Consider the following 15874-nt stretch of genomic DNA (forward strand, 5'->3'; position numbering starts at 1 on the left):
CGTTATGTCGACCCCTGATACCGATGGCAAAAAAGTCCCGCCCTTTACCTCCTTCAGATTAGCCCCGGCAATACAGAAGGCCGATAGCTGCTGCTGCGAAGAACATTGCGCGTCCAGCGCGCCTGTTTCTACTGCCGTGGCAGGCACGCGCTATACCTGGAAAATCTCCGGCATGGACTGCGCCGCCTGCGCCCGAAAAGTGGAGAATGCGGTCCGCCAAATTCGTGGCGTCAACCAGGCGCAAGTGCTGTTCGCCACCGAAAAGTTAGTGGTCGATGCCGACGCCGACCTCCGCGCGCAAATTGAACGCGCCGTACAGAAGGCGGGTTATACCTTGCGTAGCGAAGATTCGCGCGACGCCGCGCCTGAATCTCGTCTTAAAGAGAACCTGCCGCTTATTACGCTGATCATTATGATGGCGATAAGCTGGGGGCTGGAGCAATTTAACCACCCGTTCGGCCAACTGGCCTTTATCGCCACCACCCTGGTCGGTCTGTATCCTATTGCCCGCCAGGCGCTGCGGCTGATGAAAAGCGGCAGTTGGTTCGCTATTGAAACGCTGATGAGCGTCGCCGCCATTGGCGCGCTGTTTATTGGCGCGACGGCGGAGGCGGCAATGGTATTGCTGCTGTTCCTCATCGGCGAGCGCCTGGAAGGATGGGCCGCCAGCCGCGCCCGTAAAGGCGTCAGCGCGTTAATGGCGCTTAAACCGGAAACGGCGACCCGTCTGCGCGACGGCGTACGGGAAGAGGTCGCTATTAATACCCTGCGACCGGGCGATATTATCGAAGTCGCCGCCGGGGGGCGTTTACCCGCCGACGGTAAACTGGTTTCCGGTTTCGCCAGCTTTGATGAAAGCGCGCTCACCGGCGAGTCTATCCCGGTGGAGCGCGCAACGGGCGACAAAGTCCCGGCAGGCGCGACCAGCGTTGACCGTCTCGTCACCCTGGAGGTGCTATCTGAACCTGGCGCCAGCGCGATTGACCGTATCCTGACGCTGATTGAAGAGGCGGAAGAGCGCCGTGCGCCCATTGAGCGGTTTATTGACCGTTTCAGCCGCATCTATACGCCAGTCATTATGGTCATCGCGCTGCTGGTGACGCTTATTCCGCCGCTGATGTTCGATGGCGGCTGGCAGGAGTGGATTTATAAAGGGCTGACGCTGCTGCTCATCGGTTGCCCGTGCGCGCTGGTGATCTCCACGCCCGCGGCCATTACCTCCGGGCTGGCGGCGGCGGCACGGCGCGGCGCATTGATTAAAGGCGGCGCAGCGCTGGAGCAACTGGGCCGTATCACGCAGGTCGCCTTTGATAAAACCGGTACGTTGACCATTGGTAAACCACGGGTGACGGCGATTCATCCGGCAAGCGGTATCAGCGAGGCTGAACTGTTGGCGCTGGCGGCAGCCGTAGAACAAGGCGCTACGCACCCGCTGGCGCAGGCTATTGTCCGCGAAGCGCAGACACGCGATCTGGCGATCCCGACGGCGGAATCGCAGCGAACGCTGGCCGGCACCGGAATTGAAGCGCAGGTTAACGGCGAACGTATTCTGATTTGCGCGGCGGGAAAACAGCCTACGGCAGCGTTTGCCGGGCAAATTAGCGAACTGGAAAACGCCGGGCAGACGGTGGTTCTGGTGCTGCGTAACGAGACCGTTGTTGGCGTCCTCGCCCTCCAGGATACGTTGCGTGACGATGCGCGCGACGCCATCCGCGAACTGCATCAGTTAGGCGTTAACGGCGTGATTCTGACCGGCGATAACCCACGGGCGGCGGCAGCGATTGCCGGCGAGCTGGATCTGGCGTTTAAAGCCGGACTACTGCCGGAAGACAAGGTGCGGGCAGTCACCGCCCTTAACCAACAAGCGCCGCTGGCGATGGTGGGCGACGGCATTAATGATGCGCCCGCGATGAAAGCCGCCAGTATCGGAATTGCGATGGGCAGCGGTACTGACGTCGCGCTGGAAACGGCTGACGCCGCCCTTACTCATAACCGTCTGCGCGGGTTAGCGCAGATGATTACGCTGGCGCGCGCTACCCACGCGAATATCCGGCAGAACATCACCATTGCGCTGGGGCTGAAAGCTATTTTCCTGGTGACGACGCTACTGGGTTTTACCGGGCTATGGCTGGCAATCCTGGCGGATACGGGAGCCACGGTATTGGTGACCGCCAACGCGCTACGTTTGCTGCGTAAAAACTAATCTTCTCCCGCCCGGCGGCGTCGTGTCGCCGGGTTATCCCGCGATATTCCTTTCTTTGTACATATTATTCACGCGAAAATTATTTATTTTCTATTACTTATCAAACCATTAATCAGAAATAGCGTGATTTGATGTAAGGTTAATATTTATCCAACCGATATTGATCATACCGTCTACAAAATAAGGAATGTTAGGCACTATGAAAAATATCAAAGTCATCACCGGCGTTATCGCGACGCTGGGCATATTTAGCGCCTTATTGTTGGTGACAGGAATACTGTTTTATTCCGCCGTCAGCAGCGATCGGCTGAATTTCCAGAATGCGAGCGCGCTGAGTTACCAACAACAGGAACTGGGCGGCAGTTTTCAGACATTGATCGAAACCCGCGTCACCATTAACCGCGTGGCGATACGCATGTTAAAAAATCAGCGCGATCCCGCCTCACTGGACGCCATGAACACGCTGTTAACCAACGCTGGCGCGTCGCTCAACGAAGCGGAAAAGCATTTCAACAACTACGTGAACTCCGAAGCGATCGCGGGCAAAGATCCTGCGTTGGATGCCCAGGCCGAAGCCAGCTTTAAGCAGATGTATGACGTTTTGCAGCAGTCTATCCACTATCTTAAAGCCGATAATTACGCCGCCTATGGCAACCTTGACGCGCAAAAAGCGCAGGATGACATGGAGCAGGTATATGACCAGTGGCTCTCTCAAAATGCGCAATTAATAAAATTAGCCAGCGATCAGAATCAGAGCAGTTTTACCCAGATGCAATGGACGCTGGGGATAATTCTACTTATCGTGCTCATCGTGCTGGCGTTTATCTGGCTGGGGCTGCAACGCGTTCTACTCCGCCCGCTGCAACGGATTATGGCGCACATTCAAACGATCGCCGACGGCGATCTTACCCATGAGATAGAGGCCGAAGGACGCAGTGAAATGGGCCAACTGGCCGCCGGTCTTAAAACGATGCAGCAGTCGTTAATCCGTACCGTCAGCGCGGTGCGCGATAACGCAGACTCTATCTATACTGGCGCAGGCGAAATTTCCGCCGGCAGCAGCGACCTCTCTTCCCGTACCGAACAGCAGGCCTCGGCGCTGGAGGAGACCGCCGCCAGCATGGAACAGTTAACCGCCACGGTACGGCAAAACACCGATAACGCACGCCAGGCGACGGGTCTGGCGAAAACCGCATCAGAAACCGCGCGTAAAGGAGGACGCGTGGTGGATAACGTAGTGAGCACCATGAACGATATCGCCGAAAGTTCGGAAAAAATCGTGGACATCACCAGCGTGATTGACGGTATCGCCTTCCAGACTAATATCCTGGCGCTGAACGCTGCGGTAGAAGCCGCCCGCGCCGGCGAACAGGGGCGAGGATTCGCGGTTGTGGCCGGAGAGGTACGCACGTTGGCCAGCCGTAGCGCGCAGGCCGCCAAAGAGATCAAAGTGCTGATTGAAAACTCCGTGTCGCGCATTGATACCGGCTCTACGCAGGTACGCGAAGCGGGAGAAACCATGAAAGAGATCGTTAACGCCGTGACCCGCGTGACCGATATTATGGGCGAAATCGCCTCTGCCTCCGATGAGCAAAGCAAAGGCATTGAGCAGGTGGCGCAGGCGGTATCGGAAATGGACAGCGTGACGCAGCAAAACGCCTCGCTGGTAGAGGAATCCGCAGCAGCAGCGGCGGCGCTGGAAGATCAGGCTAACGAACTTCGTCAGGCGGTCGCCGCGTTCCGCATCCAGAAACAACCTCGTCGGGAGGCGTCGCCGACGCCGTTAAGCAAAGGTTTAACGCCGCAGCCCGCCGCAGAACAGGCGAACTGGGAAAGCTTCTAATCAGAATAGTATCTGCCGTGCGGTTAATGCGCTTTACGCAATAAATAGCGGTACGGCAGCCCCTCCGTCTCTTGCGCCAGCAAATCGTGTTCCATAAAGGTACAGAACCCCGGAATATCACGCGTCGTCGCCGGATCGTCGGCGATAATCAGCAATGTTTCGCCAGTTTGCATGTTGCGCACCGTTTTGCGCACCATCATTACTGGTTCAGGGCAACGCAGCCCCAGGGCGTCAAGCGTATGGTCAGGGGAGGAAAACAGATCGCTCATCTTCGTCTCAATGGTAGAAAAACGGCGATATTTTACGCCCATCTTCGTCAGTAAGCCAGGCAGGTTAACGATTGCGTGAAAATTAGCCATTGCAATGCCAGCGCAAAACAGTATTATGCGGCGGTTCTTTATTGGGTTCCCTCACCCCATCCAACAAAAAGGTCACAATATGACTCCGTTTACACAATCACAGCGCATAAAAGCGTTGTTCTGGCTATCGCTATTCCATTTACTGGTGATCATTTCCAGTAACTATCTGGTGCAGCTCCCCATCACTATTTTTGGTTTCCACACGACCTGGGGCGCGTTTAGTTTTCCTTTTATTTTTCTCGCCACCGATCTTACCGTGCGTATTTTTGGCGCACCTCTGGCGCGCCGCATTATCTTCGCCGTCATGATCCCTGCGCTGCTGGTGTCGTATGTGGTGTCATCGCTGTTCTATATGGGCGCCTGGCAAGGTTTCGCCGCGTTGGCGGACTTTAATCTGTTTGTCGCCCGTATCGCCGCCGCCAGCTTTATGGCCTACGCGCTGGGACAGATCCTTGATGTCCATGTGTTTAACCGCCTGCGCCAAAATCGTCGCTGGTGGCTGGCGCCGACTGCTTCAACGCTGTTTGGCAATATCAGCGATACCCTTGCCTTTTTCTTCATTGCGTTCTGGCGAAGCCCCGATGCGTTTATGGCCGAACACTGGATGGAAATTGCGCTGGTGGATTATTGCTTTAAGGTGCTCATCAGCATTATTTTCTTCCTGCCGATGTACGGCGTTCTACTGAATATGTTGCTGAAAAAGCTGGCAGATAAATCTGAAATTTCCCCATTACCGGCAAGTTAAAGGTTCGTTTTCCGAGTTGTGATAAGATGGGCGAATGAGCCGTTATGGCCGTTTATCGAAAGGAAGAAGTCAATGCGCAATTTGGTTAAATATGCCGGTATTGGCCTGCTGGTTATGGGGCTTGCGGCCTGTGATAACAATGATACAAAAGCGTCGGCAGAAAGCGCCGCCGCAGAAAGCCAGGCCTCCGGTCAGCCCATCAGTCTGATGGATGGCAAACTCAGTTTCTCACTGCCGGCGGATATGACCGATCAAAGCGGTAAGCTGGGCACCCAGGCGAATAATATGCACGTTTATTCTGACCCGACGGGCCAGAAAGCGGTGATTGTTATCGTCGGCGATAATACCGATGAAGCGTTGCCGGTGCTGGCGAACCGCCTGCTTGAGCAACAGCGTAGCCGCGACCCGCAGCTTCAGGTCGTCACCAATAAGTCTATTGAGCTCAAAGGCCATACGTTGCAACAACTGGACAGCATTATCTCCGCGAAAGGCCAGACGGCGTACTCTTCCATCGTGCTGGGCAAAGTGGATAACCAATTGCTGACGATTCAGGTCACGCTGCCTGCGGACAATCAGCAAAAAGCGCAAACCACGGCTGAAAACATCATCAATACGTTAGTTATTAAGTAACCTTTACGATGATGATGCGGCCTCCGGCAGTGCAGACGGAGGCCGTTTTTTTAAGCGCCAGGTCAGCAATAGCGCCATCGCTACCAGCCCGGCTGCCGCCAGATAAATCACCGGCACGCCCGCCCAGGTCATCACCAGCCCCGCCAGCGGCCCGGTAACCCCCAAAGACATATCCATAAAGACGGTATAGGTCGCCAGCGCCGCGCCCTGGTTCTGCGGCGGCACGGCTTTGACGGCCACCACGCCCAGCGCCGGAAAGACCAGCGAAAACCCCATCCCCGTGAGTAAAACGCCGATTTTTGCCATCCACGGCATGGCTGCCGTCCCCACCAGTAACAGACCAATAATCTCCACGCCAAAGCAGATCATGGCGACATTCAACCCGCCTAAACGATTGATGCCGTTAGGGAACAGCAAACGCGTGCCGACAAACGCGACGCTAAATAACGTGAGCGCAAAGGCGGCACCATCCCAACCTTTAGCATCATAAAATAAGGTAATAAACGTCGCGATGACGCCAAACCCTGCCGAGGCCAGCGCCAACGCCATACCATACAGCCAGACACGCCCCAGCACCGCGCGAAACGGCAGCGGCTTGCCTTTGTTCGCCTTCACCGACGGACGTGGAAGGGCTAACAGTACCGCCAACAGCGCCACGCCCATCACCGTTAGCGCCAGTCCCTGTAACCCGCCCCAGGCATAACACAGCACGCCCAGCGGCGCGCCCATCGCCATTGCGCCGTAGGTGACGATACCGTTCCAGGAGATGACCCGACCAATATGCAACGACCCGACGACGCCGACGCCCCACAGTGTCGAACCGGTGCCGGCAAAACTTTGCCCAATCCCCAAAATCACGCGACCCAGCCCCAGTAGCAACAAACTGATCATCGGCCAGGCGCTGGCGATATCCGCCAGCAGGTAGCCGAGTCCGCTTAAAAAACAGCCGCATAAGCCAAAGACAACGATTTTTTTCGGCCCTAATACATCCGCATACCGCCCGGCATGGGGACGGCTTAACAGAGTGGCGAAGTATTGCAGGCTGATAATAAGCCCCGCCCAGAACGCGCTGAATCCCATCGCATCATGCACATAGCCTGGCAAGACGGCGAGCGGCAGGCCGATGGTCAGGTAGCTGGCAAAGTTAAACATCACAATGGAGACAATACGCAGATTGAGGCGCAATCCGTTTAGCGCCGGTTCAGCGACGGGTTCGGGCATGAGTATCACCGCATTTTTACAACATGTTTTCTTTTCTATCATGGCGCGCGGTGAAAATCAGTAGTGAGATTCAGATTATCGGTATCAGGGCAGCCGCTACACTTAGAAAAAAACACAACAAGGAAAACTTCATGGCAACCGCTCAACCCGACAAAACGGGTATGCATATTCTGCTGAAACTGGCCTCCCTGGTTATTATTCTCGCCGGGCTTCATGCCGCGGCGGATATTATTGTACAACTCTTGCTGGCGCTCTTTTTCGCCATTGTTCTTAATCCATTAGTGACCTGGTTTATTCGCCGGGGCGTGAAGCGACCGCTGGCGATTACTATCGTGGTGGTTGTCATGCTGATCGTGCTTACCGCGCTGGTGGGTGTGCTTGCCGCATCGCTTAATGAATTTATCGCTATGCTGCCTAAATACAGCAAGGAGCTGACGCGTAAGGTCTTACACCTTCAGGAGTTAATGCCCTTCCTGAATTTACATATGTCTCCGGAACGTATGCTCCGCGGGATGGATTCCGATAAAATCATGCTCTTCACCACAACATTAATGACCGGCGTATCGGGCGCGATGGCAAGCATTGTGCTGCTGGTGATGACCGTGGTTTTTATGCTGTTTGAGGTGCGTCACGTGCCTTATAAATTACGTTTCGCGCTAAACAATCCACAAATCCATATTGCCGGCCTGCACCGCGCCCTGAAAGGCGTCTCGCATTATCTGGCGCTGAAAACGCTGCTCAGTTTATGGACGGGCGCGATTATCTGGCTGGGACTGGCGTTAATGGGTATTCAGTTTGCGCTAATGTGGGGCGTACTGGCCTTTTTGCTCAATTACGTTCCTAATATCGGCTCGGTGATTTCCGCCGTTCCCCCCATGATTCAGGCGCTGTTATTTAACGGTTTTTACGAGTGCGTACTGGTCGGCGCGCTCTTTTTGGTGGTCCATATGGTGATTGGCAACATTATGGAGCCACGCATGATGGGCCATCGTCTGGGAATGTCCACGCTGGTGGTATTTCTTTCGTTACTGGTCTGGGGATGGCTATTAGGCCCGGTCGGGATGCTCTTGTCCGTTCCTTTGACCAGCGTCTGCAAAATCTGGATGGAAACCACTAAAGGCGGCAGCAAACTGGCGATCTTACTGGGGCCAGGCCGACCGAAAAGCCGTTTACCGGGATGAGGCGACAGATGCTACAATCTCCTCTTCTTCATAGGCAACGTTGGTCCTGATATGTACCAGGTCGTTCTGGGAAAAGTGTCAACATTAAGCGCAGGTCAATTGCCCGACGCGTTAATCGCTCAGGCGCCGCAGGGCGTTCGCCGGGCAAGCTGGCTGGCCGGGCGCGTGCTGCTTTCCCGTGCGCTCTCGCCGCTACCGGAGATGGTGTATGGCGAACAGGGTAAACCGGCTTTTTCCGCCGGAACGCCGCTGTGGTTTAACCTCAGCCATAGCGGCGACACTATTGCTCTGTTGCTTAGCGACGAAGGTGAAGTCGGCTGCGATATTGAAGTGATCCGCCCGCGCGATAACTGGCGTTCGCTGGCAAATGCGGTATTCAGCCTCGGCGAACATGCTGAAATGGAAGCGGAACGTCCGGAGCGACAACTGGCGGCCTTCTGGCGTATCTGGACGCGTAAAGAAGCCATCGTAAAACAACGCGGCGGCAGCGCCTGGCAAATCGTCAGCGTGGACAGCACGTTGCCCTCTGCCTTGTCGGTCAGCCAGTGTCAGCTCGATACGCTCAGTCTGGCAGTCTGTACCCCCACACCGTTTACGCTGACGCCGCAGACGATAACAAAAGCGTTATGACACATTAATTTTTCCCTCTGGCGGCGGACGTGTGTTACAAAATGCGGAGCTTCCCATGCGCCGACGCGCCATACCAAAAGGTTTAAGTCAGATGCAACGTGTCACCATCACCCTCGATGACGATTTACTGGAAACGCTGGACAGCCTGAGCCAGCGACGCGGCTACAATAATCGCTCCGAAGCGATCCGTGATATTCTGCGCGGCGCTCTGGCGCAGGAGGCCACCCAGGAACACGGTACACAGGGTTTCGCGGTACTTTCATATGTTTATGAACATGAGAAACGGGATTTAGCCAGCCGCATCGTCTCCACCCAGCATCATCATCATGATTTATCCGTCGCCACGCTGCACGTCCATATCAACCACGATGACTGTCTGGAGATCGCCGTTCTGAAGGGCGATATGGGCGACGTACAGCATTTTGCCGATGATGTTATCGCCCAGCGCGGCGTGCGCCACGGCCACTTGCAGTGTTTGCCGAAAGAAGACTAACGCCGGGGGCGCTTCGCTTGCCCGGCCTACGCTCGCACGTCTGTCGTTTGTAGGCCGGATGAGGCGCAGCCGCCATCCGGCAATAATGTTTACGCCATTGTGCCAATCGTTTTTCTGAAGCGTAACAGCGCTATCAGGAAGAACACGCCGCCTATCGCCAGCAGGGTCAGGAACTGCGGCCAGACGATACTCAAACCTGCGCCGCGATAAAGAATAGCCTGGGCAAGGCTGACAAAATGCGTCGTCGGCATGGTCAGCATAATATCCTGCACCGCCTGCGGCATACTTTCGCGCGGCGTGGAACCGCCGGAGAGCATTTGTAGCGGCAACAGCACCAGAATCATTAATAACCCCAGCTGCGGCATCGAACGGGCGATGGTGCCCATAAAAATCCCAATTGAAGTGGTGGCGAACAGGCTCAGCGCCACGCCCAACATAAACAATGGGATCGATCCTTCAATCGGTACGCCAAGCACGCCTTTCACCATCAGCATCAAAGACAAACCGGAAACCACCAGCACAACCAGCCCCATCGACCATACTTTTGCCATCATGATCTCAAAGGGCGTGACCGGCATCACCAACAGATGCTCTACCGTGCCGTGTTCTCGCTCGCGGATCAGCGCCGATCCGGTCAGCACTATCGCCAGCATGGTAATGTTGTTGATAATCGCCATCACGCCGCCAAACCACGCCGGGTCCAGATTTGGGTTAAAGCGCATCCGAATCTCCAGCGACACCGGCTGAACGCTATCTCCCCGCGCGCGCGCCACAAAGCTGTTGACCTCGCCGCTAATAATATTCTGGATATAACTGTTGCCGGTAAACGCCTGACTCATGCGCGTCGCATCGACGTTAACCTGAATATCAGGCTGACGTCCGGCCAGCACATCACGCTGGAAATTCGGCGGAATATTGACCGCAAAGGTATAGCGTCCGGCATCCAGTCCGGCATCCATTTCCGTTGCCGTAATCATCTCCGGCGGCAGAAACCACGGGCGGTAAAAACTATTCACAATACGGTTCGACAACTGCGACTGATCCATATCGGCGATGGCGATAGGGGCAAGATGCAACGAACCGGGCAGGACGGTAGCAGAGGAGTAAACCGAAATCGTAAAGGCGAAGACGATCAGCGCCAGCATCGCTTTGTCGCCCAGCAGACTGCGCAGTTCTTTAACGCCGAGGTTATAAATATTACGTAATCCGCGCATTACCCCTCCTGTTTTTTCAGCAGCAGAATGCTCAGACCCATCACCACCGGGACGGCAATCAGTAACGGCATAAATAACGGCCAGAGATCGGACAGATCCAACGCTTTGGAAAACGTCCCGCGCGCGATCGTCAGAAAATGACTGGTCGGGTAGATCTCGCCGATCCATCTTCCCGGTCCTTCCAGCGAAGCCACCGGATCGATCATGCCGGAAAATTGTGTTGCCGGAATGAGGGTAATAATCGACGTCCCAAAAATAGCGGCGATTTGGCTCTTCATAAACGTGGAGATCAGCAGCCCCAGACCGGTGGCGATGATGACGTAAAGTAGCGCCGCGAGGGTAAGCGAGAGAAAGCTGCCTTTCAGCGGCACGCCGAACACAAAGACCGACAGCGCGCACAGTAGCAAGAAGTTCAGCATACCCAGCGCGATATACGGCAGTTGTTTACCCAGCAAAAATTCGCTGCGCGTCGTCGGCGTTACGTACAGATTAATCATCGACCCCAACTCTTTCTCCCGCACCACGCTCAGGGCGCTAAGCATTGACGGGATCATCATGAGCAGCAGCGGAATGACCGCCGGAACGATAGCGGGCAGACTTTTCACATCCGGGTTATAACGATAGCGCGTTTCAATATTGAGCAGCCCGACCTGTTTAACCGGGTTCGGCTGACGACTTGCCGCCTCCTGCAGCCAGCTTTGGTGCATCGCCTGAACGTACCCCTTCACCGTCTCGGCGCGGCTGGGCATGGCGCCATCCACCCAGACGCCAATCTGCGCTGGCGTACCGCGAGCAATATCGCGGCCAAAATTAGGCGGGATCTCAATGGCAACCGCCAACTCTCCCGAACGCATCCGCCGGTCAAGCTCGTCATAGCTGGCGAGCGGCGGCTGTTCGATAAAATAGCGCGATCCCGCCAGATTGAGCGACCATGCCTGGCTGCTGACGGTTTGATCGCGGTCGAGTACGGCAAAACGCAGGTTCTCCACGTCCATACTGATGCCATAGCCCATAATCAGCATCAGAATTACCGTTCCCAGCAGCGCCAGCGTGGAACGTACCGGATCGCGGCGTAGCTCCAGCGCTTCGCGGCGACTGTAGCTGAACAAACGCCGGAAGCTCAATCCCTGCCGCGACGGTTTACCTGACGCGGCGGGCGTCTGGGATGGCGGTATTGGGGTTTCAGGCGCCGCTCCCGCAGCTTCCTGTAGCCAGGAAATAAACGCCGCCTCCAGATTGGCCGCGCCCCGCTGTTGCACCAATTCCTGCGGCGTACCGCTGGCGAGCACTTTACCGGCGTGCATCAATGACATTCGGTCGCAACGTTCCGCTTCGTTCATAAAATGGGTCGAGATAAAAATCGTCACCTTATCCTGACGCGAAAGATCGACCATAAGCTGCCAGAACATATCCCTGGCGACCGGATCAACGCCGGACGTTGGCTCATCAAGAATCAGCATTTCCGGGCGATGGATCACCGCTACCGCCAGCGATAAACGCTGGCGGATACCGAGCGGCAACGAAGCGGGGAGCGTATCTTCCACCTCCGTTAGCATAAAGCGTTCGATCATCTGCGCGACGCGCGCCGGGATCTCCGCTGGCGGAATATGAAACAGGCGGGCATGAAGTTCCAGATTCTGCCGCACGGTGAGTTCGTTATAGAGCGAAAAAGCCTGCGACATATACCCGACCCGGCGACGGGTATCGATGTCGTTCGGGTCTACCGGCTGGCCAAATAGCCAGGCCTGGCCTTCGCTGGCGGGAAGCAGACCGGTCAGCATTTTCATGGTGGTCGATTTGCCGCAACCGTTTGAACCGAGGAAGCCAAAAATCTCGCCGCGCGGAATGCGGAAATTAACATGGTCAACCGCGACGAACTTACCGAAGCGCATGGTCAGATCTTTCGCCTCAATGGCAATCTCTTCCTGCTCAGCGTGATACGGCGGGATCACCACTGGCTTATGCGCCTGGCGCTGCGCTTCTGGCAACAGGGCGATAAACGCCTGTTCCAGCGTCGCGCTATGGGTTTTTGCCCGCAGTTGCTGCGCGCTGCCGGTTGCCAGTATCTCGCCCGCATTCATCGCCACCAGCCAGTCAAAACGCTCCGCCTCTTCCATATAGGCCGTTGCGACCAACACGCTCATATTGGTCTGGCGCTGGCGGATACTGTCGATTAAGTCCCAGAACTGAGCGCGGGAGAGCGGGTCCACGCCGGTGGTAGGCTCATCAAGAATCAGCAATTCCGGGTCATGAATCAGCGCACAGCACAGCCCCAGCTTTTGTTTCATCCCACCGGACAGCTTCCCGGCAGGACGGTCACGAAACGGCGCCAGGCCGGTGCTGTTCAGCAGCTCGGTAATACGCGCTTCGCGTTCAGCTTTGTCATGACCAAAGAGACGAGCGAAAAAATCGACGTTCTCATAAACCGATAACGTGTGATAAAGGTTTTTCCCCAGCCCCTGCGGCATCCAGGCGATGCGCGGACAGACGTCGCGGCGATGTTTCGCATCGCGCATATCGCCGCCCAGGACGATAACGTTCCCTTGCTCAATCACCCGCGCGCCAGAAATCAGCGACAGCAGGCTCGACTTACCCACCCCGTCCGGACCAATCAGCCCGACCATACTACGGGCGGGAATGTCCAGCGTGATATTGTTCAGCGCGACCGTTTTTCCGTAATGCTGGCTCACCCCCTCAAGCTGCGCCACGGGAGGAACAGGCACCAGCGTCAGCGACGTCATTGCGACAGCCTCACGTTCAGATCGTCAGGCCAGGGCACGCGCTCATCCAGACGAACCCAGGCCATTCCCGGCAAACCGGTTTTGACATATTCCAGATGCTGTCGCAGCAGCTCTGGCGGAATACGCGCTTTGACGCGGAACATCAGCTTCAGCCGTTCATCGTGGGTTTCCACGGTTTTGGGCGTGAACTGCGCCACGCTGGCGACAAAACTGATCGTCGCCGGAATACGCAGATCCGGCGCGGCGTCCAGCACCAGTCGCGCTTCGCCGCCGATCTTCAACAACCCCGCCTGTTCGGTCGGCAGGAAAAATGTCATATAAACATCGCTGAGATCGACCATGTTCAACACCCGGCCGCCAGCCGATAACACTTCGCCCGGCTCCGCAACGCGGTACTGCACGCGTCCATCGCGCGGCGCTTTTAATTCGCTGTCGTCGATGTCGGCGACAATACGCCGCTCGGTCGCCTGCGCCGCTTCCACGCGCGTTTGCGCCTGGATAATACTGGTACGCGCCGCCTCAATCGCCGCTTTTGCCGCAGATACCTGCGCTTTGGCGGTCTCCAGGGCGGCGCGCGCGCTTTCCGCCGCCGCGCGATCGTCATCTAACTGTTGTACAGATACCGCGCCACGCTGCGACAGCGAACGGGAACGCACGTGACGTTTAGAGACGGAGTCCAGCTCAGCTTCCCGCTGTTTGACGACCGACTGCGCGGCGCGCATTTCACTCTGGCGTTGCTCCAGCAAGGCACGGGCGGCGGCAACCGCGCTCTCGGCCTCTTTAATCTGCGCAATCGCCTCCAGCCGCTGCTCCTGCAATACGCGGGTATCCATTTTCGCCAGCACCTCGCCCTGACGAACGAACTGCCCTTCCGAAACGAGGATGGTATCAATACGCCCGGCAATCTTAGTGGCAATATCCACTTCGGTGGCTTCAATTCTGCCGTTGCTGGCGGCAAATCCCTCCGGTATTCCCGCAGGGCGCAGCATCCACCAGGCTATCGCGGCCATCGCCACAAGAATCCCCGCTCCCCACCACACCAGATGACGCTTCATTTTGTCCATAATCGACCCGCCGTAATCCCTGTTGTCTAACCATGCGTGTCACAAAATCCGCCGGGCGTGCGCTCAGCGGGGGTTTCCATTCGGGATAAGAATGAAAAAAGAAAAGGGGCCAGACGACGAACAGACGCCGATGAAGCGCTCGCCGTCAAAGGGAGTGAATGATGTAGGTACCCGGAAAAGAGGGAGTAATGTTGTCATCATCAGCGTTCCTGGCCGTAAATGAAACACGCATACTCATAACTGCTATAAATCGATACTAACACCTCTGTCCGGGATGTCTATTCGCTTATTGTTTGTAATGGTACTTAGCGTTTTGCCGCCAAATCCTGCGCGCAGGCCCAGGCGCTCGACCACGCCCACTGGAAGTTATAGCCGCCCAACCAGCCGGTGACATCCATCACTTCGCCGATAAAATAGAGACCCGGCACGCGGCGCGCTTCCATAGTCCGCGATGATAGTTCGTTTGTATCCACGCCGCCCAGCGTCACTTCCGCTGTCCGATAGCCTTCGGTGCCGTTAGGCTGCACTTGCCAGGCCGTAAGCGTGTCAACCAACGCCTGCTGGTCACGAACGTTCAACTGCCTGAGCGATACATCCGGGATGTGCCCCAACTGTTGTAAACACTCCACCAACCGTTTCGGCAGATGCATCGCCAGCGTGTTCTTCAGACTCTGGTTCGGGTGCGCGTTACGCTGTTCATTGAGAACGTCTTCCAGCGAGAGGTCCGGCAATAAGTTAATGCTCACTAACTCGCCCGGTTGCCAGTAGCTGGAAATCTGTAAAACAGCGGGGCCGGACAGCCCACGATGGGTAAAAAGTAGGTTTTCCCGAAATACCGTGCCATTGCGGGCGGTAATTACGCAGGGCACAGAGACGCCAGACAGCGTCTGGAGCTGTTCTAACAGCGGCTTATGTAGCGTAAAGGGCACCAGCCCGGCGCGCGTCGGCAACACCTTGAGACCAAACTGTTCGGCGATTTTATAGCCAAACGGTGATGCGCCAAGCCCCGGCATCGACAGGCCGCCGCTGGCAATCACCAGCTTTTGCGTAGTCACCGTCTCGCCGTTCAACGCCAGTACGAAACCCGACTCATCACGCTCGACGCTCAGTACCTCGCTACGCAGGCGCATCGTTACGCCGCCTTTGTCGCACTCGGCAACCAGCATATCGACAATGCGTTGGGCGGAATCATCGCAAAAAAGCTGTCCCAGCGTTTTCTCATGCCAGGCTATCCCATACCTGCCGACCAGATCGATAAAGTCCCACTGGGTATAGCGGGCTAATGCTGATTTGCAAAAATGGGGGTTCTGGCTCAAATACGCAGCAGGCTCAACATAAAGATTAGTAAAGTTGCAGCGTCCACCACCGGACATGAGGATTTTACGTCCTGGCTTCTTGCCATTATCGATGAGCAGCACGCGGCTACCCGCCTGTCCTGCCTGCGCGGCGCAAAACATGCCCGCTGCGCCAGCGCCTATAATAACGGCATCAAACCTTTCCACGTCGCCTTCCTCTCTCAAATTCGGGCGGGAATTGTAAAGTTTCCTCAG

13 protein-coding genes are annotated in these 15874 nt (G+C 56.3%); 7 read left to right on the top strand and 6 right to left on the bottom strand.

What is annotated here, in order from left to right; all coding sequences use genetic code 11:
- Positions 1–4 precede the first annotated feature (4 nt).
- Positions 5–2203, top strand: coding sequence for a Zn(II)/Cd(II)/Pb(II) translocating P-type ATPase ZntA (gene zntA / locus ACLJR2_RS04125; RefSeq protein ID WP_000106648.1), 2199 nt, complete (start codon positions 5–7; stop codon positions 2201–2203).
- A gap of 199 nt (positions 2204–2402) precedes the next feature.
- Positions 2403–4046 carry a methyl-accepting chemotaxis citrate transducer gene (gene tcp / locus ACLJR2_RS04130; protein WP_000789682.1) on the top strand — a complete coding sequence of 548 codons (1644 nt, stop codon included), beginning with the start codon at positions 2403–2405 and terminating at the stop codon, positions 4044–4046.
- Positions 4047–4069: 23 nt separating this feature from the next.
- Here tcp and tusA read toward each other — a convergent pair whose 3' ends face one another.
- Positions 4070–4315, bottom strand: coding sequence for a sulfurtransferase TusA (gene tusA / locus ACLJR2_RS04135; protein WP_001541054.1), 246 nt, complete (start codon positions 4313–4315; stop codon positions 4070–4072).
- A 169-nt stretch (positions 4316–4484) separates the two neighbouring features.
- On the opposite strand from tusA, the gene ACLJR2_RS04140 reads away from it, so the two are divergent.
- Together ACLJR2_RS04140 and ACLJR2_RS04145 are read left to right on the top strand one after the other, a co-directional pair.
- Entirely contained in the window at positions 4485–5150 is a 666-nt protein-coding gene (locus ACLJR2_RS04140) for a 7-cyano-7-deazaguanine/7-aminomethyl-7-deazaguanine transporter (protein ID WP_001533906.1), read from the top strand.
- Positions 5151–5222: 72 nt separating this feature from the next.
- Positions 5223–5780 carry a DcrB family lipoprotein gene (locus ACLJR2_RS04145; protein WP_001245277.1) on the top strand — a complete coding sequence of 186 codons (558 nt, stop codon included), beginning with the start codon at positions 5223–5225 and terminating at the stop codon, positions 5778–5780.
- 3 nt (positions 5781–5783) lie between these two features.
- Here ACLJR2_RS04145 and ACLJR2_RS04150 read toward each other — a convergent pair whose 3' ends face one another.
- Positions 5784–7043 carry an MFS transporter gene (locus ACLJR2_RS04150; RefSeq protein ID WP_001576500.1) on the bottom strand — a complete coding sequence of 420 codons (1260 nt, stop codon included), beginning with the start codon at positions 7041–7043 and terminating at the stop codon, positions 5784–5786.
- Positions 7044–7132: 89 nt separating this feature from the next.
- Here ACLJR2_RS04150 and ACLJR2_RS04155 point away from each other — a divergent pair, with 89 nt between their 5' ends.
- From ACLJR2_RS04155 to nikR, 3 genes are all read left to right on the top strand, one after another.
- The gene (locus ACLJR2_RS04155) at positions 7133–8182 is read left to right on the top strand and encodes an AI-2E family transporter (protein ID WP_000179594.1); all 1050 of its coding nucleotides are present in this window, start codon (positions 7133–7135) and stop codon (positions 8180–8182) included.
- A gap of 51 nt (positions 8183–8233) precedes the next feature.
- The gene (gene acpT / locus ACLJR2_RS04160) at positions 8234–8812 is read left to right on the top strand and encodes a 4'-phosphopantetheinyl transferase AcpT (protein ID WP_000285380.1); all 579 of its coding nucleotides are present in this window, start codon (positions 8234–8236) and stop codon (positions 8810–8812) included.
- A 91-nt stretch (positions 8813–8903) separates the two neighbouring features.
- Entirely contained in the window at positions 8904–9305 is a 402-nt protein-coding gene (nikR, locus tag ACLJR2_RS04165; protein WP_001190057.1) for a nickel-responsive transcriptional regulator NikR, read from the top strand.
- Between the two features lie 89 nt (positions 9306–9394).
- On the opposite strand, the gene ACLJR2_RS04170 is transcribed toward nikR, so the two are convergent.
- The 4 genes from ACLJR2_RS04170 to ACLJR2_RS04185 form a co-directional block, all read right to left on the bottom strand.
- Complete coding sequence (locus ACLJR2_RS04170) at positions 9395–10519, bottom strand: ABC transporter permease (RefSeq protein ID WP_001214755.1); 1125 nt, start codon at positions 10517–10519, stop codon at positions 9395–9397.
- Positions 10519–13260 (bottom strand): ribosome-associated ATPase/putative transporter RbbA, encoded by a 2742-nt coding sequence (rbbA, locus tag ACLJR2_RS04175; protein ID WP_000202925.1) that lies wholly within the window; start codon positions 13258–13260, stop codon positions 10519–10521. Before rbbA ends, ACLJR2_RS04170 begins: the two co-directional genes overlap by 1 nt.
- Positions 13257–14324, bottom strand: a complete 1068-nt coding sequence (locus ACLJR2_RS04180; protein ID WP_000359828.1) for an HlyD family secretion protein — start codon at positions 14322–14324, stop codon at positions 13257–13259. Before ACLJR2_RS04180 ends, rbbA begins: the two co-directional genes overlap by 4 nt.
- A 305-nt stretch (positions 14325–14629) precedes the next feature.
- Positions 14630–15826, bottom strand: a complete 1197-nt coding sequence (locus ACLJR2_RS04185) for an NAD(P)/FAD-dependent oxidoreductase (RefSeq protein ID WP_000439230.1) — start codon at positions 15824–15826, stop codon at positions 14630–14632.
- Between the last annotated feature and the right edge of the window lie 48 nt (positions 15827–15874).

This window comes from Salmonella sp. SAL03688, from assembly GCF_046551895.1.
Classification (GTDB): domain Bacteria; phylum Pseudomonadota; class Gammaproteobacteria; order Enterobacterales; family Enterobacteriaceae; genus Salmonella; species Salmonella enterica.